The following is a 24,931-nucleotide window of genomic DNA, read 5'->3' as shown; positions in this document are numbered from 1 at the left end:
CACTTCATGAATTAGCAGCCTGATCTTGCAAGAAAAGCTATTGCTGGTGAAGGATTTGACGACATCTTCGAAAGGCAGCGATAAATGCTTTTCTAACTTGGGGTTTATAGAAAAGAGAACCATGACTTCATGGTTCTCTTTTCTTTTTGCCCGGAATGAGATATATTCAGTAGTGAGTTCAAGAGTAGGAGGTTGGCATTCTTGAAAAGAATGGCTGTAGTACTTGCCGCAGGTCAAGGCAAGCGAATGAAATCTAAATTATATAAGGTGCTGCACCCCGTTTGCGGTAAGCCGATGGTAGGGCACGTGCTTGATACAGTAAAAGCGACCGGATGCCAGCGCACCGTTGTTGTTGTTGGGCATGGCGCAGAGAAAGTTAAGGCCTATGTAGGTGATGGAGCGGAATACGTTCTGCAGGAAACTCAGCTCGGCACTGGCCATGCTGTCAAACAAGCAAAGGATTTACTTGCTGGCGAAGAAGGAACAACTATAGTTATTTGTGGAGACACACCACTCGTAACCACGGAGACCCTGGAAGGACTCATGGCGCTTCATGAACAGCGTAATGCGGCTGCAACCGTATTGACAGCAGTTATGGAAAAGCCTACAGGCTACGGAAGAATTATTCGTGGTGAAGATGGCGGCGTTCTGAAGATTGTAGAGCAGAAGGATTGCACTACTGAAGAAGATGCGGTTCAGGAAATCAATACAGGCACTTATTGTTTTGATAATGCTAAATTATTTGCTGCACTCGAGAAGGTAACGAACAGTAATAACCAGCAGGAGTATTATTTGACTGATGTGATTGGGATTCTTCGTTCACAAGGGGATACCGTACTAGGATATCAGACCCATGACGCAGCTGAGTCTATCGGCGTTAATGATCGTTTAGCTTTGTCCGAAGCGGAAGCCTTTATGCGTCAACGTATTAATCGTAAACACATGCTGGGCGGTGTGACCATCATTGATCCAGCCTCCACTTATATCGGAGCAGATGTAGTTATCGGATCAGATACTACGCTTTATCCAGGAACCATCCTGAAAGGGAAGACTGTAATCGGGGACAATTGTGTGATCGGACCGGCTAGTGAAATCGAAGACTGTCAGATTATGGATGATGCAACGATTAAGCAGTCCGTATTGAATCAAGCTCAAGTCGGCGCACGGACAACCGTTGGGCCTTTTGCCTATTTGCGTCCAGGCTCTGTGCTTGGAGAAGAAGTTAAGGTTGGAGATTTCGTCGAGATCAAGAATGCTACTATTGGTGACGGTTCAAAAGTGTCACATCTTAGTTATGTCGGCGACGCATCTGTAGGTAAGAATGTAAACGTCGGGTGCGGTGCGATTACCGTTAACTACGACGGGTATAATAAATTCAAGACAACAATCGCAGACGATGCCTTTATTGGCAGTAATGTTAACCTTATTGCTCCAGTTACTGTGGGCAAAGGGGCTTTTGTTGTAGCAGGTTCGACAATTACACGTTCCGTTTCCGAGAACGATCTGGCTGTAGCTAGAGTAAGACAAGAGAACAAACCGGGATATGCAGAGAAGATCCGTTCCCGTGCTAAAGCGAAGAAAGACCACTCGAGTCCATCGTAAAGCGTTGCTAAGAAGCGCCGGACGGACTTATATTTCCGCGCCGGCGCCTTTGGAAAGCTAAATTCCGTCACGGAGGGTTTATATTTTATGACTTATTGTGATTCCAAGTTAAAGATTTTCACCTGTAACTCCAATCCTAAGCTAGCTAGTCAAATTGCTGATTACATCGGGATTCCGATGGGTGAATCACACACCACAAGTTTCAGCGATGGAGAAATTCAGGTCAAGCTGTCAGAAAGCGTTCGGGGATGTCATGTTTATATTGTTCAATCCACTTGTGGCCCTGTAAATGATAACCTGATGGAGCTTTTGGTTATGGTAGATGCGCTTAAACGTGCCTCTGCAAAAAGCATCAACGTGGTTATCCCTTACTACGGATATGCCCGTCAAGATCGTAAAGCCCGTTCCCGTGACCCCATTACCGCTAAGCTGGTAGCCAATCTAATTGAAAAGGCTGGCGCTCACCGTGTAATTACGATGGATCTTCATGCCATGCAGATTCAAGGATTCTTCGATATTCCAGTGGATCATTTGCTTGGTGTACCGATTCTGGCTCAGTATTTCCGTTCCAAACAAATCGAGAACCCAGTTGTCGTATCGCCGGATCATGGCGGTGTAGTACGTGCAAGAAAGCTTGCTGATTTCCTAAACGCTCCGCTGGCTATTATAGACAAGCGTCGTCCAGAACCTAACGTCAGCGAAGTTATGAACATCATCGGTAATATCGAAGGCAAAACAGCCATCCTGATTGATGATATCATCGATACCGCTGGAACTATCGTACTTGGTGCTAATGCTTTGATGGAAGGCGGCGTGAAGGAAGTATACGCATGCTGTACACACCCAGTATTGTCTGGTCCTGCACACGAGCGTCTGGAGAATTCTCCAATCAAAGAAATTATCGTGACGGATACCATTCCAATTCGCAGCGCGAATCCAACCTCTAAGCTCAAGGTGTTGTCCGTGGCTCCACTTATGGGTGAGGCAATTATCCGCGTTCATGAAGAGTTGTCGATTAGTAAATTGTTCGAGATTGAATAAATATAACGAATGAATAGTACAAAAGGGTTACACCTCCGTTCTCGGAGATGTAACCCTTATCGGCGTGCTACAGGTAGAACTACTGGATTCAATATCCGGGGCGGGAGACAAAGGTGAATAAACTGCGGTTATAGAGTGTCCCTTGTAGCTCCACGAAAGCTTCGTCTACCGCTGTTAATACACCGATATCAATATGCACGTCGCCCTTATATATTTCCACGGGCACAGCATATTGGATGTGGTACTGAAAATGGCGTTGATGTGTCAATAATTCGCCTTTGTGCGGCATGGGTTATCACCTGTCTTCGGAGTATAATTTCGCTCTGGTTGCACAGAGATATGTAGATTAGATCTATTGTACCAAAAACGGACTCCTCTTGCCGGAGAGCCCGAATGGAAAGGAAAGGTTCGATAATGAAATGGATTGTCGGATTGGGAAATCCCGGAACACAGTACGCGAAAACAAGGCATAATGTTGGCTTTATGGCTTTGGATGAGCTTGCCGCCCAGAACGGAATTGCCTTCAACCAGAGCAAATGTAAATCCGTCATCGGTGAAGGGGTCATTGGTGGCGTCAAAACCGTATTGATTAAGCCCATGACCTTTATGAACTTGTCCGGTGAGGCCGTTCGCGCTTATATGGATTATTACAAAGTTCAACTAGAAGATATGATCGTCGTTTATGATGATTTGGATACAGAAATCGGAAAAATCCGTTTGCGTTATCAAGGAAGCGCTGGTGGACATAATGGAATTAAATCCATCATCCAGCATGTAGGAACACAGAATTTCAATCGGGTACGAATGGGTATTTCTCGTCCTGAGCCAGGTTTTGCTATTGTCGATTATGTACTTTCTACTTTTCCAAAGAAGGAAAGCGATCCGCTTAAGCAAATGATCCTTAATACTTGTGATGCACTGGAATACAGCTTACAGCATTCATTCGAGCAGACGATGGCTAAGTTCAATGGTTAATCTGTAAACCCTGTTGTTTGTTTTTAAGGCTAAAGATGAAGCTGCCCGGACATACTGAAGGTATATAGTACCTTCAGGAGGCATATAGATGGCAATAAACTATGTTTGTAGGCACTGTAAGACATCTCTAGGCAGTATTAATAGAAGTGATGTTACAGAAATGCAGTTGGGCCTTCATTCCTTGACCCCTGCGGAGCGCAGAGATATAATAGCGTATAATTCAGAAGGTGAAATCACGGTAAAGGTTACTTGCGACTATTGCAAGGAGGCTTTAGAGAACAATCCGGAGCTTAGCCTGCTGACAAGTCCGCTTCAGTAAGGTGGAAGCGCCTGTCTCTATCGTCATCCGCAAGCCTTGGCGTTACAGCTGAGGCTTCTTTTCGATTCCAATCATAATAGGTGACGGTGGCTACGCCACCGTTAGCCTGTTTAGTAAGAGAGGTGCGCCTGTTGTTACAAGGTCTTATAGAAGCTTTTTCCAAGGATCCCGATTTCCAGTCTATCACCCATGGTGTTGCTGCAGGTATGAAAGAGCAGCTCATTTCGGGGCTTACAGGTTCTGCTAGACAGATTATGCTTGCAGCATTACATGAAGAGACAACTCGTCCCTTACTTGTAGTGACTCATAATATGTTTTCGGCCCAGAAGATGGCCGATGATTTGCAGGAAGCGCTTTCTCCTGACCGGGTTCTGCTCTATCCCGCCAATGAACTAGTGGCTGCAGAAGCGGCTGTATCAAGCCCAGAGACACTGGCTCAGCGTATAGATGTGCTGACCAAATGTGCTCAGGGCTTCCGTGGTATTGTTGTAGTTCCTTACTCAGGAGTGCGTAGATTGCTGCCAGCCCCAGAGGTTATGGCAGAGGCACAAGTCACCGTTTCCCAAGATGGAACGCTTGCTCTGGATGAATTTTTGATGTCCATGATCGAAATGGGCTATGAAAGAGTAGAGCGGGTTGAAAATCGTGGTGAACTGAGCGTACGGGGTGGAATAATTGATTTTTATCCAATGACATCTCCTTTGGCTTATCGGGTTGAGTTATTTGATGATGAGGTTGACTCCATAAGAACCTTTGATCCAGTGGATCAGCGTTCTATTGATAAGGTACGTAGTGTGAAGATTACACCGGCTAAAGAGATTATAGCTAGTAGATTACGCCAGGAATCTGCTTCTGCTGAAGCCTCAGCTATGATGGAGCGACAGTTGGAGAAGATGGCGGATCGCCAGGCGAAGCTCAGACTGCGGGAAGAGATTGGCCGTGAGCTGGAAATGCTGCGGGAAGGTACTTATTTCCCGGAGATCTATAAATATATCAGTCTTTTATATCCTGAACGCTCTCATTTATTTGATTACATGGCCCAGGATACCATTCTTATTCTAGATGAGCCGACAAGACTGCTCGAAACGGCGAGACAGCTTGAAAGAGATGAATCGGAATGGAACCTGCATTTGCTGCAAAACGGCAAATCTTTACCGGATCTAGATCTCTCTGTCGATACGGATGTTGTTATGTATCAGCGCCCGTTCCAAAGTCTGTTTATGTCAATCTTTTTACGTCAGGTTCCGCATATTCAGCCTCAGAACATTCTTGGATTTATCAGTCGTGGAATGCAGGATTTCCATGGCCAGATGAATGTGCTGAAATCGGAGATGGAGCGTTGGCAGAAGTCCGGTGTTAAGGTAATGATGCTTGCGAGCAGTGAGGAACGGATTGAACGAGTGCGCAGAGTTCTTTATGATTACGGCATTAACGAGCCGATGATTGTACAAGGAAATCTGGGTTCTGGTTTTGAGCTGCCCTCTATTCATCTAGCAGTTATAACTGAGGGGGAAATGTTCTCTCAGAAGCAGCGGAAGGCACGGAAGATTTCCAAAGGAATAGATAATGCTGAACGGATCAAGAGTTACACAGAGCTGAAAATCGGTGATTATGTCGTCCACCAGAACCATGGTATCGGAAAATATATGGGAATCGGCACGCTTGAGGTCAGCGGTATTCACCGTGATTACATGCATATTCTGTATGCTGGCGGCGATAAGCTCTCGGTTCCGATTGAGCAGATTGACCTGATTCAGAAATATGTCGGTTCCGAAGATAAAGAGCCGAAAGTATATAAGCTAGGCGGCAATGAATGGACACGAGTGACCAATAAGGTTCGTTCCTCCGTTCAGAATATTGCTGATGATTTGATAAAGCTATATGCTGAGCGCCAAAGTGCCGCAGGATATGGTTTTGAAAAGGATACACAGGAACAGCATGAATTTGAAGAAATGTTCCCTTACGAAGAGACCCGAGATCAGCTTCGGGCTATCGAAGAGATTAAGAAGGATATGGAACAAAACCGGCCAATGGACCGATTGCTTTGCGGTGATGTTGGATATGGTAAGACTGAAGTGGCTATTCGGGCGGCTTTTAAATCAGCGATTGAAGGTAAACAGGTGGCGGTGCTAGTCCCGACAACGATTTTGGCTCAACAGCATTATGAGACCTTCCGCGAACGTTTCGCTAATTACCCGCTTAATATTCAGGTCTTAAGTCGTTTCCGCAGCCGTAAAGAGCAGAACGAGACGATTAAAGGCGTTAGGGCAGGAACTGTCGACGTAGTTATCGGTACACATCGTCTGTTATCTCAGGACCTTGTATTCAAGGATCTGGGGCTATTAATTGTGGATGAAGAACAGCGTTTCGGCGTAACTCATAAAGAAAAGCTGAAAAAACTGAAAACGAATGTAGACGTTCTTACGCTGACTGCAACTCCAATTCCTCGTACGCTACATATGTCGATGCTCGGAGTGCGGGATTTGTCTGTCATTGAGACCCCGCCAGAGAACAGATTCCCTGTACAGACGTATGTAGTGGAGCATAGCCAGACCCTTACGCGGGAAGCTGTAGAGCGGGAATTAGCCCGCGGTGGTCAAGTCTATTATCTCTATAATCGTGTGCAGGGCATTCAAGAAATGGCTGCTCAAATCTCTATGCTTGTTCCTGAGGCTAGAGTTGGCATCGGACATGGTCAAATGTCGGAATCTGAGCTGGAGAAGACCATTCTCGATTTCCTTGACGGAGAATACGATGTGCTCGTCAGCACAAGTATTATTGAGACGGGCGTAGATATTCCGAACGTTAATACACTTATTGTGCATGATGCGGATAAAATGGGCTTGTCTCAGCTCTATCAGCTGCGTGGACGTGTAGGCCGGTCCAATCGGATCGCTTACGCTTATTTCACGTATCAACGGGACAAGGTTCTGACAGAGGTTGCAGAGAAACGTCTGCAGTCTATTAAGGAATTTACGGAGCTGGGCTCTGGTTTCAAAATAGCGATGCGAGATCTGTCTATTCGCGGTGCAGGCAACTTGCTGGGTGCAGAGCAGCATGGCTTTATCGCATCCGTGGGGTTTGATCTGTACTCACAAATGCTGGCGGAGGAAATTCGTAAGCGTAAGGTTACTGTGCTTGGGGAGGAAGATACATCCCTGAAAGAAGGCAATACAGTCATTGATTTGTCGATTGACGCGTATCTGCCGTCAGAGTATATTTACGACAGTATCCAAAAAATTGAAATTTATAAAAAAGTTGCGGCAGTAACCTCCTTCGATGATGCTTCCGAGCTTGAAGATGAGCTCTTGGATCGGTTCGGTGAGTTACCTGAAGCCGTGGTGAATCTACTATCGGTTGCTCGTTTGAAAGTGTATGGAAAAATGTATGGCATTGATTCCATGATTAGACGCGGAGATGATGTTACCTTGAATTTCTATGAGGGAAGTCTCGGCGCTTTAGACACAGCGAAACTCGCCAAAGTTGGAAATAGCTTCGAAAGACGTGTACAATTTGATAGGGATGCGAAAGCCAGTATCCGGGTCAAATCGAAAGATTTAAGTGATAAACAGCTGCTTGACTTGCTTGAACAGTTTCTTAAGGAAGCTAAACAGTCTTTTAAATCGAAGGGAGAACTACACAATGTCGTTAAATAAAACAAAATCATGGAAAGTGCTGCTCGTTTCATTGGCAGCGGCAGTTTCCTTTTCTATGCTAGCAGCATGTGGAAATAGTGCTGATGATAATCAAGCTGTAGCCACTTATAAAGGTGGAACGATTACACAAAAGGAATTTGCAATGGATCAAAAAATCATGAAATTCCTATCTCCACAACAAGCGCAATATTTAGAGATTGATGCGTTTAAGGAGTCCATTCTGAAGCAAGAAGTGGGCTTTGAATATTTGGCTTCCCAAGCAACGGATGAAGCGAAAAAGCAAGCGGAGAAAGAAGCCGATACTCAAATTGCAAGCATTAAGGAACAATTGGGCGATACCTATAAGAAGACACTGAAAGATGCTGACGTTACAGAGAAAGATATTCGTACTTATATGGAGCGTGTGCTGTCAGTTTATCAGGATATGCTGCTTAAAGTGACTGATGATCAAGTTGTCAAAGAATTCGAAGCGACTAAAGGCGACTTTACGGTTGCCACACTGCGTCATGTGCTAATTGGTCTGACAGATGCAGACAACAAAGAGCGTACCAGCGAAGAAGCGCTTAAAATAGCGAAAGAAGTTAAGGCGAAGCTGGATGGCGGTGCTGATTTCGCAGCCATCGCTAAGGAATATTCTGACGATACTGGCTCTAAAGAGGCAGGCGGAGAATATAAAGATAAAGCTGTAGGCACTTATGTGGATGAATTTAAGAAGGCTGCACAGACCTTGCCTCTAAATACCATCAGTGATCCTGTAGAAACTTCTTACGGTTACCATATCATCAAGGTGGAGTCCCGTACAGACAAGACTTTCGACCAGTTAACGGATGAGCAAAAAGAAGGCATTAAGAGCTCAATTGTATCCAAGAACCTAGAAACGTTCATGGAAAAGGATCTGGAAGGCATTATTGAGAACATCAATCTGCCAAAAAGCTCTGCTTCCGCAGATGAAACCGGAACAAATAGTGGAACAGAAGCCACTACAGCTCCAAGCGCATCCCCAAGTGCTACAGATGCCGCTGAATAAACATCGGTAAATATGGACAAGCTTACCTTAGAAAAGCCATCTTCACTTAAAGTGAAGATGGCTTTTTATTTCGCAGAAACGGTTGTAGAACTACCTTTATCTTGATGCAGATATTAATACATGTCAGCTTATGTATAAGGATCTGGGAAGAGATGAATACTATGGTCAGATATTACGATAAATCACTGGGATTATCCTTTCCCATAATGGACAGTAGTAAGACCATACTTCTTAAGAAAGCGGGGCACATGTGAAATGAAAGCTACTGGAATTGTTCGCCGTATTGATGACCTCGGACGCGTGGTTATTCCCAAAGAAATTAGACGTACTCTTCGTATTAGAGAAGGAGACCCACTGGAAATATTCGTCGATCGGGACGGTGAAGTCATTCTCAAGAAATATTCTCCGATTGGTGAGTTGGGTGACTTTGCAAAAGAGTACGCGGAGTCATTGTTCGAAGGTACTGGGCACATTACGATGATTGCTGATCGTGACACCTTCATTGCCCTTGCAGGCGGCTCCAAAAAAGATTATTTGGAGAAACAGGTGGGAGTGCTGTTGGAGAAAGTCATGGACAGCCGTAAGACTGTGTTAGAAACCAATGAAGGCAGTTATGAAATCGCTAAAGATCATCCGGATTTGGTGTCCTCATATGTAGCCTCACCGATCATTTCCGGTGGAGATCCTATTGGTTGTGTAGTGATGGTGAGCAAGGATGATTCGGCGAAGATGGCGCAAATGGAAATAAAAATGGCCGAAACGGCTGCCGCTTTCCTGGGCAAACAAATGGAGCAGTAATCTTAATTTAGACCCCGGTTTCCTTTTGGTAAGATATACAAAGGGCAAACGGGGTTTTGTTGTTTACACAAACCGTTTCTACTTGTGGGCATACATAAGTTATAATATAGAAATTCATCCCATCAAAGTTGTAGAAGCAGGTATTATATGAAATCCAATACACAAACATCACGATTGCTGCAAGGCGCATTTATTCTTAGTGCCGCGGCCATTATCTCAAAGCTTATTGGCACACTCCAAAAAATTCCGCTGCAAAATCTAGGCGGAGATGCTGTATTTGGTATATACAACACAGTGTATCCCTTGTATACAATGCTGTTAACGGTAGCTATGCTAGGTCTGCCTGCGGCGATCTCCAAATTTGTCGCCGAAGCTTCGGCTGGGAGACGCGATGAAGAAGGCCGGCGGATTCTACTATTATCCGCGCTAATTACAGGCATCAGCGGCTTGATTATCGGCGCCATCACCTATGCAGGTGCACCCATCATTGCCGAATGGGTAGGTAACTCACATGTAATGCCTGCCTTGCGGACAAGCGCCTGGGGTTTGGCAGTTGTCCCTGTCATGTCGGCCATACGCGGGTATTTTCAGGGGCTGCATAATATGGTTCCTACTGCCGTGTCACAGATTGTAGAGCAGTCTGTACGGGTTACAGTGATGATTGTTCTTCTTTTATATCTCACTTCGCAGGGAGCAGGAGCTGAGAGCATCGCTGCTGGCGCGCTGCTTGGTTCTGCCGGAGGGGGAGCCGCAGGGCTTGTAATTATGCTGCTGTACTTGAGACGTCACCGCCGGAGGGTAAAACAGGAAGCTGCTGCTGAAGTAGCTGCTGCTGTCGAAAGTCAGCGTGTAAGAGCGCTGGATGCAGGACATGGACTAGGTTCCAAGCAAGGGTTCATGGGCATTAAAGCAGGTACACTGCTGGCTTATGGAATTCCCGTAATGCTAGGTGCACTGGCTATGCCTCTTATCGGTCTTGTAGATGTATTCACTGTGCCTCGACTGCTGTCGTCTGACGGAAGTGAAGTAGCTGCGATGGCCCAGTTTGGTGTGTACAATCGGGGTTTGCCACTTGTGCAGATTATAACGATGATTGCCACCTCACTGTCTGTTGTGTTCATTCCCGCTTTGGCGGAAGCGAAGTACAAGGGAGATATGAAGCTGATTGAGACCCGCTGCAGCTTGTCGCTGCGTTGGTTCTGGCTGTTAGGTCTAGCGGCCTCAGCGGGCCTTGCAGTGCTTGCTGAGCCGATTAATATGGCTCTTTACGGCGATACCGCTGGCAGCAGCACAATGACTTGGCTGGCTTTTACCGCTGTGGGCGGTACAGTCAGCATCATCTCTGCTGCGCTCCTGCAGGGCCTCGGCTACGTGCGCGCCCCGGCCCTGCACCTTTTGGCCGCCGCGCTGCTCAAGGCGGCCCTGAACCTGCTGCTGGTTCCGCAGCAGGGCATTACCGGCGCGGCCATCGCTGGCGTGGCTGCGCATTCGTTCGCAGCAGCGCTTAACGTGCTGCTGCTGTACCGCCAGGGCCATCTGCGGCTTCGCCTCGCAGATGCCCTGGCACGGCCCGCGCTGCTCACAGCGGGCCTGGCTCTTGCCGCCGCAGCTGCCAGCTGGGGCACTGGCGCCGCGGCTACGGCCGCTGGCATCGGCGGCGGACGCACCGCCAGCTTGGCGCAGAGCCTGCTTGGGGTGCTCGCAGGCTGCGTTATCTTTGCCGTAGGCGCGGTGGTGCTGCGGCTGCTCAGCGAAAGCGAACTTCGCCAGCTTCCGGGCATCGGCCCGTCTCTGGCGGACAAGTTCAAAAAGCTGTGGTTATTTCCATAATTAACTCGCTTAAAAGGAGGAACACATATGAGTGCAACATTAACAGTTGTTGGTCTCGGGTCAGGTAATCCCGATCGCCTGACACTAGGAATTATAAAAAAACTGAAGGCAGCATCCGTTGTATACGTTCGTACCCAAGAGCATCCAGTCATGGCTGCTCTCACCGAGCTTGAAATCGCCACGCAATCCTTTGATGGACTGTATGAAACATTATCTTCGTTTCCTGAGGTCTATGCGGCAATTACTTCAAAATTGATTGAAGAGGCTCGCTCTGCCGCAGACGGTACAGATATTGTCTATGCGGTTCCGGGGCATCCCATGGTTGCAGAGTCAGCTGTTTCACAGCTGCGTCAGCGTTGCCCGGAAGAAGGAATAGAACTGCAAATATTAGGCGGGGAGAGTTTTCTGGACGAGGCGTTTGTACGACTGGGGTTTGACCCTATTGAAGGGTTCCAGTTATTAGATGCTTCAGGCATTCGCAGCGCTCAGCTTCAACCTGAATTGCATACTCTGATTGGCCAGGTTTATGACAGCTTTACAGCTTCGGAGACAAAGTTATGTCTGATGGAGCTATATCCGCCGGAATATGAAGTGGTGGTGGGTCATGCCCTTGGCGTGGAGAACGAAGAAAGCATTGTGACTGTTCCTCTATACGAATTGGACCGGCTTGAGGGTTATGGCAATTTGTCTCTGGTCTATGTACCTGCGAATCGTGATGAGAAGCTAAGAAGTCGTACTTTCGCTCGCTTGCATGAGATTGTCGATATTTTGCGCAGTCCGGACGGTTGTCCGTGGGATCGGGAGCAGACTCATGAATCTTTACGTAAAAATCTAATCGAAGAAACCTATGAAGTGCTTGAGACGATTGATGAGGATGACCCAGACCATATGAAAGAGGAGCTGGGCGATCTTTTGCTGCAGATCATGCTGCACTCCCAAATGGAAGAGGAGCTTGGCACGTTTAACGTATTTGACGTCATAGAAGGACTGAATGATAAGCTTATCTTCCGCCATCCTCATGTATTTGGTGACAAGAATGCGAATGACGCTGAAGAAGCTCTGATCAATTGGGAGGGCATGAAGGCAGAGGAGAAGCGGCGGAAAGGCGTAAAGCCCGAGGAACTATCCGTACTCAGTGGAGTTCCGCGTGATTTGCCTGCTCTTATGAAGGCGTACAAGCTTCAGAAAAAAGCATCCAAGGTGGGCTTTGATTGGGACAACGCTACGGATTGCTTAGCTAAGGTTCGTGAAGAAATAGAAGAGCTGCAAGAAGCCATCGATACTGACGCAGCCGCGGAGGATCAAATCCTGGAGCTGGGCGATCTATTATTTGCTGTTACCAATGTTGCCCGATTTATTGGTGCAGATCCGGAAGAAGCTTTAACCCGGACCAACCGCAAATTTGTGCGTCGGTTTCAGTATATCGAGCAAAGTCTGCGAGCCAAGGGTGTGAGTGTAGAGGATAGCAGCTTGGAAGAGATGGAAGAGTTGTGGCAGGAGGCAAAGACTGAGGAACGAAAAGTATAGTGATTTTCTCAGACTATGTACGGTATACGGACCTTAAGATGAGGCAATGCTGTGAAAGTAGCATTCATCTCTGATTTAGATTATGGCGAGTAGTTTAATAGTGCTATAGAATAGATTCTGCGACGATTTCTGAGAAATAACTGTTTCTTTTTTTAAAAAACGACGATTCGTGGCAGGATTTTAAGATGACATCAAGAATATCATAAAGACGAAATGACGACTTGCCCCATAATATGGCGGTGAATCTCGTTTCATTTATTTTTTCGTATCCTAGGAGGAACTTTAAATTATGAACAAGACAGATTTGGTAAACAACATTTCCGAGAAAAACGGATTGGCAAAAAAAGATGTAGAAGCAGTATTGAACGGATTCTTGGGTGAGATCACAGAAGCTTTGGCAAAAGGCGATAAAGTCCAACTGATCGGTTTCGGTACATTCGAAACTCGCAAACGTGCAGGACGTACTGGTCGCAACCCGCAAACGGGCACAACGATTGAAATTCCAGAATCAACTGTACCGGCATTCAAAGCTGGTAACAAGCTTAAAGAAGCCGTTAACTAATGCGTCTTGACAAATTCCTGAAAGTGTCCCGATTAATCAAGCGCCGGACAGTGGCCAAGGATGTGTCCGAACAAGGCCGGGTGCTGATTAACGGGCGGGAATCTAAACCAAGTAGTGCAGTTAAGATCGGTGACGAGATTACTGTGCAATTTGGACAAAAGCTTGTAACGGTCAAAGTCGAAAAGCTAGTCGAAACGACGCGCAAGGACGAAGCCGCTGGTATGTATACTCTACTTCGGGAAGAGCCTGTTGCCAAAAGCAGCGGATTGGACTGGTAGGAGTAACATAATGAATAGTAAATAAGAAGGTGCAACTTTACATATTGTAGAGTTGCACCTTCTTTTTTCTTATTGTCTCTCTTATTTTAGTGGATTGGAATGTTCTATAACTTCTTCTACTGCCATAGATTAGAGGTAAGAAGGAGGGGTACATGCTATGATCGAGCCAGGAAAGGTAAATAAACAGCATGATCTGCACATGCGCAGTCGTAAACAGCTAGAGTTGACGGGCGTGCAAAATGTGGAGAGCTTTGATAGCGAGGAATTTTTGCTTCGTACAGAACTCGGCCATCTCACCATTCGCGGGAATCATTTACATATCAAAAATTTAAGTCTAGAGAATGGACTGTTGTCCTTGGAGGGCAATGTACATTCCCTGATTTATCTAGATCCCGGATCGCAGGGCAAAAATAAAGGTCTACTCGGTAAGCTATTTAAATGAATCCTGCAGTTCAGTGGCTGACGCTGTTCTACATGATATTGGCCGGGGTGACAATGGGACTGGCCTATGACAGCTACCGGGTGCTGTCGCTCAAGTTCAATTTTCCCAAATGGCTGAATGCCATGCTTGACCTGCTGTATTGGCTTTGTGCTGCTTTGTTTGTTTTTAGAATGCTCTATGCCGGAAATCAGGGGCAATTGCGATTTTATGTCTTTTTAGGTTTATTTCTAGGAATATGGATCTATTTTTTGATCTTCAGTGTTACGGTGCGGCGTTTTGTGTTAATGTTAATTCAATCGGTTCAGTATATGTGCAGATTGCTATGGAGACTTATGGAGATTATGATAGGTAAACCTCTTCGCTGGCTTTGGCGCCTTATTATAGGGTTGCTAGTGCTGCTAGGTCGTATTCTATTATTCATCCTTAAGCTTCTGCTGCGTCTAACGAAGCCAATTTGGGTATTACCTGTAAGGTGGATTTCTCCATGGTTATCACGGCTTAAGCATAGCGCCTGGATCGTGAAGATCACTGGATGGATTACCAAATGGCGGAAACGCTGACCTTTGAATTAGGGGGTACGCTGCATGAACAGATTCACTGCGGAAGAGAAAAGTAATCCTAGCAAAAATTCGGCCGCAGGCGCGAAGAGAAGAAGATTCATGTGGATTCTCTTTGTGGCAGTATTTTTTGGCTGGGCGGGTTATACTTACTTCAATCAAAGTGCAGTTATTGCGGACAAGGGCGAGCAACTCGCCAAGAAACAAAAGACTAGCGAGAGTGTCACGTCATCTTTGAATCAACTGAAATATGAAGTGTCCAGACTTAATGATGATGAGTATATTGGCCAATTAGCGCGTAAATGGTACAATATCTATCCTCAAGGGGAAACTCCTATTCGAACAGAGCAATCAGAGCAATAATACTGGCTAAAAGAGGCTTTTACTCTGTTGCCTTGCTTTGCTCTTTACTGTATAATCAAATCACCGCAGACAGGATGACCTTAATATTCGTCTGTATATTTTTAAGGGAGGATCATTTTATTCTATGGCAATTGAAGTGGGCACCAAGTTAGAAGGCAAAGTGACAGGCATCACGCATTTCGGAGCATTTGTGGATCTGTCAGGAGGTGTCACAGGTCTCGTTCACATCTCGGAAATCGCCGATAATTACGTCAAGGATGTTAACGATCATCTGAAGATTAGTGATGTAGTAACCGTCAAGGTGATCAACGTCGATAAGGACGGCAAGATCGGACTTTCCATTAAGCAGGCTGTTGACAAGCCAGCATCGGAAGTACGTCCGCCTAGAGCTCCAAGACCAGAACGTCCTAGCGGCGGAGACCGTTTCGGCGGCGGTGGCGGCAGTGGTGGAGGCGGCGGTGGATTCAATCGTGAACGGGGTGGGCGTCCATTTAAGCCTGCAGCCGGTAAACCTTCATTCGAGGATAAAATGTCGCGATTCCTGAAAGACAGCGAAGAACGGATATCTTCGATTAAGAAGAACACAGAAGGAAAGCGCGGAGGCCGTGGAGCCAAACGCGTATAATCCAATACCTGTACATCATAAATAACCGCAAGGGCATTTCGCCCTTGCGGTTTTTTTGTCGTGTCATATAAACTTGCCGACAGCATCCATGTCATTTTCACATAACTCTAGGGCAATCGCTGGCGAATGACCGCCAGGCTTGCGCCTAAAACTGCACTGGAATCAAGCTTGAGGAGAAGCAAACTACTGCGCCGCAAGGGATCGCTCTATTTTTTTAGGAATAATGAACAAAGGCTTTTTTGTCGGAAATTTCTTATGACTGTCCCTCCATTTCTGACAAACTTTCTCAAATGACCCGCTATATAATGAGAACCATAAATTCTTAAACGGGTGGTGTAGGGTAATGAGTAAAAGCAATGTGGTGAATTTGCCAGAGTGGACAAGAGTGGGAAGCGAAGATAAGAAGCAGAGACAAGCCTTAGGCACGCGTATTATAGCTTGGGGTCAGAAGCAGCGTTATATTCAGCTTATAACAGCGAAGAAGTGGATGCTTCTGTTAAGTTTTATGGGGTTTCTGCTAGGTAGAGCTATGATCCTGGACGAGCTGTCCCCTTTTGCTGTCGCATATTTTGCCGTCATTGTGTTTATGCGTCGAGACTCTATTTTACCTGTAGCGGGTGCTATTATAGCTGGAAGTCTCTTCACTCCGTTTCCGGGTGCCTTGGTTACTACGGCTGAACTGATTATCTTCTTTCTTGTTTATAGAGGGCTTGAAAGTTTCGAACGAATAGATTTGTCCTATGCACCCCTTATGGTATTCGTATCCTCGTTTATGGTTGGCCTGTTCAAGATTGTTCTCGGACCTTCTCTTTCCTGGTACCCCTTTATGATGACAACTCTGGATGCTTTACTTGGGTTTGTACTTACTCTTGTGTTCATTCAGGCACTTCCTCTACTAACTTACAAACAAAAGAGCAGATCGCTGAGGAATGAGGAGGTTTTATGCCTTATTATTCTGTTAGCCTCCGTAATGACAGGCCTTGTGGGATGGACCCTTAATGGTTTGTCATTAGAGCATATATTGTCTCGTTATTTAATTCTGCTCTTTGCCATGGCAGGGGGCGCTCCCCTCGGTGCAGCTGTTGGGGTGGTGACGGGGTTGATCCTTAGTCTGGCCGATATCAGTGCTATCTATCAGATGAGTCTGCTTGCTTTTTCCGGAATGCTAGCGGGAATGATGCAAGGTGGGCGAAAGGGTGCGGTATCTATTGGCATGCTGCTAGGATCAACGATCCTTTCCGTCTATTTTACGGGTCCGGGTGATATGATGGCCTCAACATGGGAGACCTGCGCAGCAGTAGTGCTGTTTCTAATAACGCCTAAAACGATGATATCAGCGATAGCAAAATATGTACCGGGCACGTCAGATCATAGCCGATCTCAACATGAATATGCCCGCAGGGTCAGGGATCTGACTGCAGAACGGGTCACTCAATTCTCACAGGTATTCCAACAGCTCTCCAGTAGCTTTGGTCAGATTCCACGTGCCGGAGAAGTGGGCAAATCGGATCGTGAAATGGAAGATTTTATGAATACGGTCACAGAAGGAGCCTGCGCTGGCTGCATTCGCCGTACTCACTGCTGGGATGCAAAATTCTATCAGACATATAGATACATGACAGATATGATGACAACTGTTGAGGAATGCCCTGATATTACGGCTGCTCAGCTGCCACCGGAATGGAGCCGTATTTGTGGCAAAACCGGTGAAGTGCTTGAGGTCATGAAGGGACAATATGATCTCTACCAACATGATATGCGGTGGAAAAGACAAATATACGATAGTCGGCAATTTGTTGCCGAGCAGCTGTCCGGCGTGTCACAGGTTATGGAAGACTTGGCCAAGGAAATTAAGCGTGAGGGGCAGGCCATGTATCGGCAGGAAGCGCAAATCCGCGAGGCTCTTGAGAAATTGGGACTGTCTATTCATGGCATTGAAATTTTAAGTCTGGACCCCGGACGCGTAGAAATAGAAGTAGTGCACGCTTATAATCGCGGTTTTGATGAATGCCGTAAAATGATTGCCCCACTCCTCTCCGACATTCTGGATGAGAATATTGCTGTCATGAGTGAGACGGCGGTTCATCCCCGGGAAGGACTCTCGATGGTTACCTTTGGTTCAGCCAAAGCCTTTGAGGTAAATACGGGTGTGGCAGTTGTTTCTAAAGGTGGAGATATGCTATCTGGCGATAGCTTCAGCACCGTAGAGCTTGGCAATGGCACCTTTGCAGTTTCCATCAGTGATGGAATGGGGAATGGTGAACGGGCAAGGATGGAGAGCAGTGCCGCACTCGGCATGTTAGAAAAGCTGCTGCAATCCGGAATGGATGAGAAGCTGGCTGTAAAGTCGGTCAACTCAATTCTTTTATTACGCTCCCCTGATGAATTCTATGCTACTGTCGACATGGCTTTAATCGATCAATATTCTGCGCAGACAACGTTTATGAAGATTGCTTCTGCACCAAGCTTTATCCGGAGGGGGAGTGAGGTCATTCCAATAACCTCTAGCAATCTGCCGATAGGAATCATTAAAGATATTGATGTGGATTTAATCAGTATGCAGCTTCGCCCCGGCGATATTTTAATTATGATGACCGATGGTATTTATGATGCGCCTGGATATGCCGTTAATAAGGAGATATGGATGAAACGGATGATCCAAGAGCTTGAGGGTGATGATCCTCAAGATTTAGCGGACAGCCTGTTGGAGAAAGTGATCCGTTACCAGGGCAATGAGATCCTTGATGACATGACTATTGTCGTCAGCCGTCTTGATCATTTCCATCCGGAATGGTCCAGCCTGCATATGCCGGGCATCGGCCGTATGGAGCGCCCGCGTACGGTAAGTTAGTTATTTTAGGTTTAGGTTTAGTAGGTTTTAATGTTGGGTACGCGCGAAGCGTCGTGTTGCTTGTATAGTTTAAGGCACGCGTAAGGCGTCGTGCTAATGGAGGCAGTCAAGGCGAGTCCGTGATGTGTAACTCGCCGGCCTCTACTATTCTCGTTTCAATGGTCGGCTGACTTGGGACGGAATCTGTAGATCTAAACTGTTTACTAGTGAAGGTATGGAACGGAGAGAAAGTTTGGAGCTGTAGAAGCGGAGCGTTCGCCTTTGTCCTCGGATTCCAACCGCGAGAAGCGGTTCTAATCAAGGAATCTGAGGACAACAGCGATCGAAAGCCCAAACATTTCTCGCAGCTCCCCTATTCACTAACCCCTCTGTTTTGATCTAGACTCCCACTTAACATCGACCGTTTGAAATCTCTCATTTCTGGATATGCTAGAAACAGAGGTTCAAACAAAGGGGGAGTTGAGGGTTATGAAGCAAATTATGCTCATTACTGACGGTTGTTCGAATGTAGGAGAAAGTCCGGTGTTGGCAGCGGCGCATGCCCTGCAGGAGGGAATCACCGTAAATGTGGTCGGTGTAGTTGATTATGGTACGATCGGTGAAATCGGCAGCCGGGAGATTGCCGACATTGCCAAGGCCGGGGGAGGCCTTAGCCGAATAGTCGGAACACCACAACTGGCGCAGACGATTCAGATGATGACACGCAAGACCGTGGTTCAGACGATCCAGCAGGCGGTTAATAAAGAGGTAAAAAAGATACTAGGCGACGGCTCACTGGATCAGCTGCCTCCTGTTCAACGTTCACAGGTTGTTACAGTTGTAGATGAACTGACAGAAACAACGCCGTTGCGCATTGCACTTCTTATCGATGCCAGTGCCAGTATGAAACCTAAACTGGGTGCTGTGGAGGATGCAATTCGCGATTTGGCTCTCAGTTTAGAAGCACGGGAAGGCAAGAGTGAGATCGCTGTGTTTCATTTTCCCGGAAATAACAGCAGTGAAGATGCCAAGCTTGATCTAGATTGGACGCATGACATGTCAGGTATTCGTACGCTATTCTCTAAATTACACATGAGAGGCGCAACACCGACTGGCCCAGCTATTTTCAAGGTGCTTGAACATTATCGTTATGATACACTGGATGAACATCGTGGACGCCGACTAAGCGATGACCACGACGAAAGAGAAGGGATGATTGGTGGGTATGTCGTCTAATCCGTCCTATCCTACTGGTACCTTAATTAACGGCAAATGGCGGGGTAACCGTTATGTCGTTGAGCGGATGCTGGGAAGGGGCGCGAACGGAACCGTATATCTTGTGCAAAGAGAAGGCAGACGGGAAAGGTACGCGCTAAAAATCGGATACGATACACTTGAACTTCAATCGGAGATCAATGTGCTGACCTCGCTGCAATCGCGACGAAAGCGGAATGAACATCGGGCTCGTCGTGAGAATCCATTGTCTTCTTATTTTTTGGAAGCGGATGATTTTGCGAATGGGGATAATATCCCCTTCTATGTGATGAGGTATGTTGAAGGCAAACCGCTGCATCATTTTTTATCGAAAAACGGTCCCGATTGGTTAGGCCTGGTAGGTCTTGGTCTGCTTGAAAAGCTGCGCACACTGCATGAATGTGGATTTGTGTTCGGTGATTTGAAGCCCGAGAACGTCATGGTATCGAAATACGGTGAAGTGGAACTGATCGACTTTGGGGGCACAAGCCCTATTGGTCGTAGTGTGAAGCAGTTTACCGAATGGCATGATCGTGGTTTCTGGAATGCGGGCAGTCGAATCAGCGATGAGGGTTACGATCTTTTCGCATTTGCTGTGCTGTGTCTTCGTTTGCTCAATGAAGAAGGGCTCAAAAAGGCAGCCTTACAGCTGCCGCAGACGAGAAGTGTGGACGAATTATTTAAGCTGGCTAGAAATTTACCCAATAAGAAACTATCCTCCTGGATTTGTATGGCGTTAAAAGGGGGGTTCTCAGGCTCTGCGGATGCTACTGAGGTCTGGCGAAACCATATTTATAACTCGCGCAGAAAGCGCCCGGATAGTATGGACACCCCTCGGTGGTTAAAAAATGCATTCGCATTGTCTTTGTTTTTGCTCGCCTTTACGATTTATTGGGTATTCCGTTTTTGAACTCATACATATAGTTGGAGAGAGAGGGGGGCGCATATGGAGCAAATGAATGGACTGGTGGAGTCTGTATTGGAGTCAGCAGCCGAGCATGAGCTGTGGGCGCCCCATGACACCATTGTAGTCGCAGTTTCCGGCGGCCCGGATTCTGTGGCTCTTTTGCATGTTTTACATGAAATATCTTTAAAATTTATACCGCTTACCTTAATATGTGCTCATGTGAATCATGGATTTAGGCCGGAGTCGAAGGAAGAGGCAGAGCTCGTACGTGGTGTGGCTGAAGAACTGGGACTGCCCTTTGAGTTTGCGGAATTCGATATTCCCTCCTTGGCTAAAGAGAGTGGACTTGGTCCTGAGGGTACTGCACGTGAGAAGCGGTACGAATTTCTGATTGATACGGCACACCGATATGGGGCGCGTTCTGTTGCTCTGGCTCATCATGCTGATGATCAGGCAGAAACTGTAATTATGCGTCTATTACGCGGAAGTGGCTTATCTGGACTGTCGGGTATCAAGTGGAAAAGAACAGAAAAAAAGGTGGAACTCATTCGCCCATTCCTACGTATTAACAAAACAGCACTTTTAGGGTTATGCCAAAATGAAGGTTTCACTTATGCTGAGGATGCCACCAATCTGCTGACGAAATACAAGCGAAATGCCATTCGTTTGGAAGTTCTCCCTTTTCTGGAAAAGTATAATGGCAGAGTGAAGCAATCCCTCGTACAGCTTGCGGAAATTGCGGGAGCTGAAGATGAGTATATGGAGACGTCTGCGGCAAAATGCTTTGAAGAGCTAGTTTCGGAAGGGGATGGGAAATACACCTTTAACAGAGCTTCATTTGCTGCCATACCCTCCGCTTTACAACGGCGTTTGATTAAACTAATATTAAATTATCTGTCGGCGGATTTATCTGCCCTTGATTTCCCCAAGATCGAAACTGTACGTCGGGGAACGCTGCAGAGCTATCCCACCACCTGGAGCTTGGATTTGGGTGGAGGCCTGACTTGTGTGCGGCAATATGATAGTATCTTGTTCTCGTCCAAGCCCACGACGCCACAGGCAAGCTATACATATCGTCTGTTTTTACCGGACTCTAAGCTTAAATTGGAGGAAATAGGTAAGGTGATGTCGATGGCGGTACTGGAGAGAGAAAACTTTTTTGTACAGGGGGAGGATTATGGGAAGATGTCGGCTTGGTTTGACCGTGATGAACTGGTCTTTCCACTGACGATACGATCCCGATTGCCTGGAGATACCATAAGGATCATGGGATTAAACGGAAGCAAAAAGGTAAAAGATATTTATATTGATGATAAAATACCTGCTTCCGAACGGTCATTGATTCCCCTCGTTTGTGATGGTTTGGGCAATATCGTCTGGATTCCGGGCGTAAGACGCTCGATGCATGCCGCAGTAGGGCGGCACACGACCTCCGTACTTCTATTGTCTCTGGCAGAGCTGGATGACCGCGAAGAAACGTAATGGTCGAAGTAAGTCTTTCATAGTATAACTTAGGAGGTTTCGCAAGTTGCAAAACGATATTCAAGAAGTATTGATCACCGAAGAGGAACTTCAGCAGAAAATTAAGGAGCTCGGTCGAACACTGAGCGAAGAATACGCAGGTCGTACCCCTTTAGTCATTTGTGTACTAAAAGGTGCGTTTATATTTATGGCAGATTTGGTTAAAGCCATTACAGTACCTGTTGAGATGGATTTCATGGCAGTGTCCAGCTATGGAGCATCCACCAAGTCCTCTGGAGTAGTCAAAATTATTAAGGATTTGGATGTATCGGTAGAAGGCCGCGATATCTTGATCGTTGAAGATATTATTGACAGTGGTCTTACACTCAGCTATTTAATTGAGTTGCTCCGCAACCGGAATGCTGCTACTATCTCTGTGGTTACCTTGTTTGATAAACCATCAGGCCGCACTGTTAATCTTGAAGCCAGCTACACAGGCTTCGTGTTACCTGACGAATTTGTAGTAGGCTACGGATTGGATTATGCCGAGCGGTATCGGAACCTCCCATATGTTGGAGTACTGAAACCTGAGATTTATTCCAATTGAACTAAGGACTGCCTCGATCATACGGATCGGATACCCACAACTTCCTTTATTTGAGGTGTCCCAAGAGGCTATGGTACAATAACTTGAGTGTTGTGAGAGGAGGTAGGGGATGAATCGGTTCATCCGGAATTCTGGTTTTTATTTGATTTTATTTTTAGTCGTGGTGGGTATTGTCCAGTTTGTGAGCAATGGAAATGAAGCCGCCGATTTCCCTAGATACGACGAGTTACGGCAGGAGATCAAGAACAACAATGTGAAGGATTTGACGGTTCAGTTTGAGGGTAATGCCTTTCTGGTCACAGGCGAGTATAGAGAGCTGCCTGCCGATACTAAATCGAAAAGCTTCTCCACATATATTCCTCCTACAGATGCCGCTATCAATGAACTGATTCAAGCCAGTGATGTTAATGGGATTGAATTAACTCAGAAGAAAATGGAAGGTACCAGCATTTGGCTGACATTCCTTTCTTCAATTATCCCACTGGTAATTATGTTCATCTTGTTCTTCTTCCTGTTTAATCAGGCGCAAGGTGGCGGCGGTAAAGTCATGAATTTCGGCAAGAGCAAGGCTCGGTTATATAATGAAGAGAAGAAGAAAATCAGCTTTGAGGATGTTGCAGGGGCGGACGAAGAGAAGCAAGAGCTTGTCGAAGTCGTTGAGTTCCTGAAAGATCCACGCAAATTTGCAGCTGTCGGCGCACGTATTCCTAAGGGCGTATTGCTTGTAGGTCCTCCGGGAACAGGTAAAACATTGCTTGCCCGTGCGGTAGCAGGTGAAGCTGGCGTTCCTTTCTTTAGTATTTCCGGTTCTGACTTTGTGGAAATGTTCGTGGGTGTCGGTGCTTCTCGGGTACGTGATTTGTTCGAGAATGCTAAGAAGAATGCTCCATGTATTATCTTCATTGATGAAATTGATGCTGTGGGTCGTCAGCGTGGTGCCGGTCTTGGTGGCGGACATGACGAGCGTGAGCAGACGCTTAACCAATTGCTGGTTGAGATGGATGGATTCGGTGGTAACGAAGGCATTATTATTGTAGCGGCGACTAACCGCGCTGATATACTTGATCCGGCATTGCTTCGTCCAGGACGTTTTGACCGTCAAATTACGGTTGACCGTCCTGATGTGAAAGGCCGTGAAGCTGTACTTAAGGTGCACGCTCGTAACAAACCGCTTACGAAAGATGTAAGACTGGATGTTGTTGCTAAACGCACAACCGGATTCACAGGTGCTGATTTGGAGAATCTGCTGAATGAGGCAGCTTTGCTAGCTGCACGCCGTAACCGTAAAGATATTTCCATGATTGAAGTGGATGAAGCTATTGACCGTGTTATCGTAGGAACTGAGAAACGCAGCCGTGTGATCAGTGACCGCGAGAAACGTATTGTAGCTTATCATGAAGCAGGCCATACTATTGCTGGTTACTTCCTTGAGCACGCCGATATGGTGCATAAAGTTACTATTATCCCACGCGGACGTGCAGGCGGATACGTTATTATGCTTCCGAAGGAAGATCGGATGATCGTTACCAAGCAGGAGCTTTTAGATAAGGTTACTGGATTACTTGGTGGACGTGTTGCCGAAGAATTGTTTATTGGTGAGATCGGTACGGGTGCATACAGTGACTTCCAACAGGCTACGCGCATCGTGCGTGCCATGATTATGGAGTACGGTATGAGCGATAAGCTTGGACCTATGCAGTTCGGATCTTCTCAAGGTCAAGTATTCTTAGGTCGTGATATTGGGCATGAACAGAATTACAGTGACTCCATTGCTTATGAGATTGATCAGGAAATGCAGAACTTTATTACTTCGAGTTACGAACGTTGTAAAGATCTGTTGATCAAACACTCCAAAGAAATGCACTTGATTGCCAATACATTACTTGAGAAAGAAACACTTGAGCTTGATCAGATCACACAACTGATTGAACAAGGATTCCTTTCCGAGGATGGTAAACCAGAGGGTGGCGAAGGTGTTGCCCATGAAGTTGGCGAGCCTGTCATCGACAATATCGGTGATGTGCGAGTTCGCATTCAAGGCAAGCCTGAGGACGAACAGTCCACACTTCCTGACTTATCAAAGGATATCCCGAATAACCCTGATTCTGAGGGTAATGACGGTTCCGATGATGACAACAAAGGTGGGGGCACTAGCCTTACCTAATTGGGTCCACCATTCATATGATGTAAATTTATCCGGAGAACGTAACTGTTCTCCGGATTTTTTATTTTAATTTTTAAGGGATTCTATGCCTTAAAGCCTGTCCAGT

General features: G+C 46.4%; 22 protein-coding genes. 21 read left to right on the top strand and 1 reads right to left on the bottom strand.

Features of this window, described 5'->3' with window-relative positions:
• The first annotated feature begins 201 nt into the window (after positions 1 to 201).
• Both glmU and MHH49_RS09705 read left to right on the top strand, forming a co-directional pair.
• Positions 202 to 1,602 carry a bifunctional UDP-N-acetylglucosamine diphosphorylase/glucosamine-1-phosphate N-acetyltransferase GlmU gene (glmU, locus tag MHH49_RS09710; protein WP_036678799.1) on the top strand — a complete coding sequence of 467 codons (1,401 nt, stop codon included), beginning with the start codon at positions 202 to 204 and terminating at the stop codon, positions 1,600 to 1,602.
• 87 nt (positions 1,603 to 1,689) lie between these two features.
• The gene (locus tag MHH49_RS09705; RefSeq protein ID WP_036678796.1) at positions 1,690 to 2,643 is read left to right on the top strand and encodes a ribose-phosphate diphosphokinase; all 954 of its coding nucleotides are present in this window, start codon (positions 1,690 to 1,692) and stop codon (positions 2,641 to 2,643) included.
• An 88-nt stretch (positions 2,644 to 2,731) separates the two neighbouring features.
• Here the strand turns inward: MHH49_RS09705 and MHH49_RS09700 are convergent, their stop codons facing one another.
• Positions 2,732 to 2,932: a hypothetical protein gene (locus MHH49_RS09700; RefSeq protein ID WP_036678792.1), complete on the bottom strand. Its 201-nt coding sequence runs from the start codon at positions 2,930 to 2,932 to the stop codon at positions 2,732 to 2,734.
• 125 nt (positions 2,933 to 3,057) lie between these two features.
• On the opposite strand from MHH49_RS09700, the gene pth reads away from it, so the two are divergent.
• The 19 genes from pth to ftsH all read left to right on the top strand — a co-directional run bounded on the left by pth (position 3,058) and on the right by ftsH (position 24,825).
• Positions 3,058 to 3,618, top strand: a complete 561-nt coding sequence (gene pth, locus MHH49_RS09695; protein ID WP_036678864.1) for an aminoacyl-tRNA hydrolase — start codon at positions 3,058 to 3,060, stop codon at positions 3,616 to 3,618.
• Between the two features lie 88 nt (positions 3,619 to 3,706).
• Positions 3,707 to 3,937, top strand: coding sequence for an anti-sigma-F factor Fin family protein (locus tag MHH49_RS09690; protein ID WP_036678789.1), 231 nt, complete (start codon positions 3,707 to 3,709; stop codon positions 3,935 to 3,937).
• Between the two features lie 131 nt (positions 3,938 to 4,068).
• Complete coding sequence (gene mfd, locus MHH49_RS09685; protein ID WP_038568019.1) at positions 4,069 to 7,593, top strand: transcription-repair coupling factor; 3,525 nt, start codon at positions 4,069 to 4,071, stop codon at positions 7,591 to 7,593.
• The gene (locus MHH49_RS09680; protein WP_036678785.1) at positions 7,580 to 8,620 is read left to right on the top strand and encodes a peptidylprolyl isomerase; all 1,041 of its coding nucleotides are present in this window, start codon (positions 7,580 to 7,582) and stop codon (positions 8,618 to 8,620) included. The genes mfd and MHH49_RS09680 overlap by 14 nt, the downstream gene beginning before the upstream one ends.
• Before the next feature lie 255 nt (positions 8,621 to 8,875).
• Positions 8,876 to 9,418: a stage V sporulation protein T gene (spoVT, locus tag MHH49_RS09675; RefSeq protein ID WP_036678783.1), complete on the top strand. Its 543-nt coding sequence runs from the start codon at positions 8,876 to 8,878 to the stop codon at positions 9,416 to 9,418.
• A gap of 147 nt (positions 9,419 to 9,565) precedes the next feature.
• The gene (locus MHH49_RS09670) at positions 9,566 to 11,248 is read left to right on the top strand and encodes a putative polysaccharide biosynthesis protein (protein ID WP_076099914.1); all 1,683 of its coding nucleotides are present in this window, start codon (positions 9,566 to 9,568) and stop codon (positions 11,246 to 11,248) included.
• A 27-nt stretch (positions 11,249 to 11,275) separates the two neighbouring features.
• Positions 11,276 to 12,775, top strand: a complete 1,500-nt coding sequence (gene mazG / locus MHH49_RS09665; protein WP_076099916.1) for a nucleoside triphosphate pyrophosphohydrolase — start codon at positions 11,276 to 11,278, stop codon at positions 12,773 to 12,775.
• 289 nt (positions 12,776 to 13,064) lie between these two features.
• Entirely contained in the window at positions 13,065 to 13,337 is a 273-nt protein-coding gene (locus MHH49_RS09660) for an HU family DNA-binding protein (RefSeq protein ID WP_036678778.1), read from the top strand.
• Positions 13,337 to 13,615, top strand: coding sequence for an RNA-binding S4 domain-containing protein (locus tag MHH49_RS09655; RefSeq protein ID WP_036678775.1), 279 nt, complete (start codon positions 13,337 to 13,339; stop codon positions 13,613 to 13,615). Before MHH49_RS09660 ends, MHH49_RS09655 begins: the two co-directional genes overlap by 1 nt.
• A gap of 157 nt (positions 13,616 to 13,772) precedes the next feature.
• Positions 13,773 to 14,057 (top strand): sporulation protein YabP, encoded by a 285-nt coding sequence (gene yabP / locus MHH49_RS09650; RefSeq protein ID WP_036678773.1) that lies wholly within the window; start codon positions 13,773 to 13,775, stop codon positions 14,055 to 14,057.
• Positions 14,054 to 14,617 carry a spore cortex biosynthesis protein YabQ gene (yabQ, locus tag MHH49_RS09645; RefSeq protein WP_036678771.1) on the top strand — a complete coding sequence of 188 codons (564 nt, stop codon included), beginning with the start codon at positions 14,054 to 14,056 and terminating at the stop codon, positions 14,615 to 14,617. Before yabP ends, yabQ begins: the two co-directional genes overlap by 4 nt.
• 24 nt (positions 14,618 to 14,641) lie before the next feature.
• Positions 14,642 to 14,977 (top strand): FtsB family cell division protein, encoded by a 336-nt coding sequence (locus tag MHH49_RS09640; RefSeq protein WP_036678769.1) that lies wholly within the window; start codon positions 14,642 to 14,644, stop codon positions 14,975 to 14,977.
• A 124-nt stretch (positions 14,978 to 15,101) separates the two neighbouring features.
• On the top strand, positions 15,102 to 15,602 hold the full coding sequence (locus MHH49_RS09635; RefSeq protein WP_036678766.1) for a S1 domain-containing RNA-binding protein: 501 nt from the start codon (positions 15,102 to 15,104) through the stop codon (positions 15,600 to 15,602).
• Positions 15,603 to 15,945: 343 nt separating this feature from the next.
• Positions 15,946 to 18,453 (top strand): stage II sporulation protein E, encoded by a 2,508-nt coding sequence (gene spoIIE, locus MHH49_RS09630; RefSeq protein WP_076099918.1) that lies wholly within the window; start codon positions 15,946 to 15,948, stop codon positions 18,451 to 18,453.
• A 468-nt stretch (positions 18,454 to 18,921) separates the two neighbouring features.
• Positions 18,922 to 19,668 carry a VWA domain-containing protein gene (locus MHH49_RS09625; RefSeq protein WP_038568031.1) on the top strand — a complete coding sequence of 249 codons (747 nt, stop codon included), beginning with the start codon at positions 18,922 to 18,924 and terminating at the stop codon, positions 19,666 to 19,668.
• Positions 19,658 to 20,596: a serine/threonine protein kinase gene (locus MHH49_RS09620; protein ID WP_036678862.1), complete on the top strand. Its 939-nt coding sequence runs from the start codon at positions 19,658 to 19,660 to the stop codon at positions 20,594 to 20,596. The genes MHH49_RS09625 and MHH49_RS09620 overlap by 11 nt, the downstream gene beginning before the upstream one ends.
• A gap of 36 nt (positions 20,597 to 20,632) precedes the next feature.
• Complete coding sequence (gene tilS, locus MHH49_RS09615; RefSeq protein WP_341138110.1) at positions 20,633 to 22,075, top strand: tRNA lysidine(34) synthetase TilS; 1,443 nt, start codon at positions 20,633 to 20,635, stop codon at positions 22,073 to 22,075.
• A gap of 46 nt (positions 22,076 to 22,121) precedes the next feature.
• On the top strand, positions 22,122 to 22,661 hold the full coding sequence (gene hpt / locus MHH49_RS09610) for a hypoxanthine phosphoribosyltransferase (RefSeq protein ID WP_036678757.1): 540 nt from the start codon (positions 22,122 to 22,124) through the stop codon (positions 22,659 to 22,661).
• 109 nt (positions 22,662 to 22,770) lie between these two features.
• Positions 22,771 to 24,825 carry an ATP-dependent zinc metalloprotease FtsH gene (ftsH, locus tag MHH49_RS09605; protein WP_038568034.1) on the top strand — a complete coding sequence of 685 codons (2,055 nt, stop codon included), beginning with the start codon at positions 22,771 to 22,773 and terminating at the stop codon, positions 24,823 to 24,825.
• The last annotated feature ends 106 nt before the right edge of the window (positions 24,826 to 24,931 follow it).

It is taken from the genome of Paenibacillus sp. FSL F4-0122 (assembly GCF_038002845.1).
In the GTDB taxonomy this organism is placed as follows: domain Bacteria; phylum Bacillota; class Bacilli; order Paenibacillales; family Paenibacillaceae; genus Paenibacillus_AQ; species Paenibacillus_AQ odorifer.
The sequence above is the reverse complement of the archived record's forward strand: the minus strand, read 5'-3'. Positions and strand labels throughout refer to the sequence as shown.

Coding starts and splice junctions, on each gene's coding strand:
- MHH49_RS09660 (WP_036678778.1), top strand. CDS start 13,065: ATGAACAAGACAGATTTGGTAAACAACATTTCCGAGAAAAACGGATTG.
- yabP (WP_036678773.1), top strand. CDS start 13,773: ATGATCGAGCCAGGAAAGGTAAATAAACAGCATGATCTGCACATGCGC.
- MHH49_RS09625 (WP_038568031.1), top strand. CDS start 18,922: ATGAAGCAAATTATGCTCATTACTGACGGTTGTTCGAATGTAGGAGAA.
- pth (WP_036678864.1), top strand. CDS start 3,058: ATGAAATGGATTGTCGGATTGGGAAATCCCGGAACACAGTACGCGAAA.
- spoVT (WP_036678783.1), top strand. CDS start 8,876: ATGAAAGCTACTGGAATTGTTCGCCGTATTGATGACCTCGGACGCGTG.
- spoIIE (WP_076099918.1), top strand. CDS start 15,946: ATGAGTAAAAGCAATGTGGTGAATTTGCCAGAGTGGACAAGAGTGGGA.
- MHH49_RS09620 (WP_036678862.1), top strand. CDS start 19,658: ATGTCGTCTAATCCGTCCTATCCTACTGGTACCTTAATTAACGGCAAA.
- MHH49_RS09635 (WP_036678766.1), top strand. CDS start 15,102: ATGGCAATTGAAGTGGGCACCAAGTTAGAAGGCAAAGTGACAGGCATC.
- MHH49_RS09680 (WP_036678785.1), top strand. CDS start 7,580: ATGTCGTTAAATAAAACAAAATCATGGAAAGTGCTGCTCGTTTCATTG.
- MHH49_RS09690 (WP_036678789.1), top strand. CDS start 3,707: ATGGCAATAAACTATGTTTGTAGGCACTGTAAGACATCTCTAGGCAGT.
- yabQ (WP_036678771.1), top strand. CDS start 14,054: ATGAATCCTGCAGTTCAGTGGCTGACGCTGTTCTACATGATATTGGCC.
- mazG (WP_076099916.1), top strand. CDS start 11,276: ATGAGTGCAACATTAACAGTTGTTGGTCTCGGGTCAGGTAATCCCGAT.
- MHH49_RS09640 (WP_036678769.1), top strand. CDS start 14,642: ATGAACAGATTCACTGCGGAAGAGAAAAGTAATCCTAGCAAAAATTCG.
- MHH49_RS09655 (WP_036678775.1), top strand. CDS start 13,337: ATGCGTCTTGACAAATTCCTGAAAGTGTCCCGATTAATCAAGCGCCGG.
- MHH49_RS09670 (WP_076099914.1), top strand. CDS start 9,566: ATGAAATCCAATACACAAACATCACGATTGCTGCAAGGCGCATTTATT.
- MHH49_RS09705 (WP_036678796.1), top strand. CDS start 1,690: ATGACTTATTGTGATTCCAAGTTAAAGATTTTCACCTGTAACTCCAAT.
- MHH49_RS09700 (WP_036678792.1), bottom strand. CDS start 2,932: ATGCCGCACAAAGGCGAATTATTGACACATCAACGCCATTTTCAGTAC.
- tilS (WP_341138110.1), top strand. CDS start 20,633: ATGGAGCAAATGAATGGACTGGTGGAGTCTGTATTGGAGTCAGCAGCC.
- ftsH (WP_038568034.1), top strand. CDS start 22,771: ATGAATCGGTTCATCCGGAATTCTGGTTTTTATTTGATTTTATTTTTA.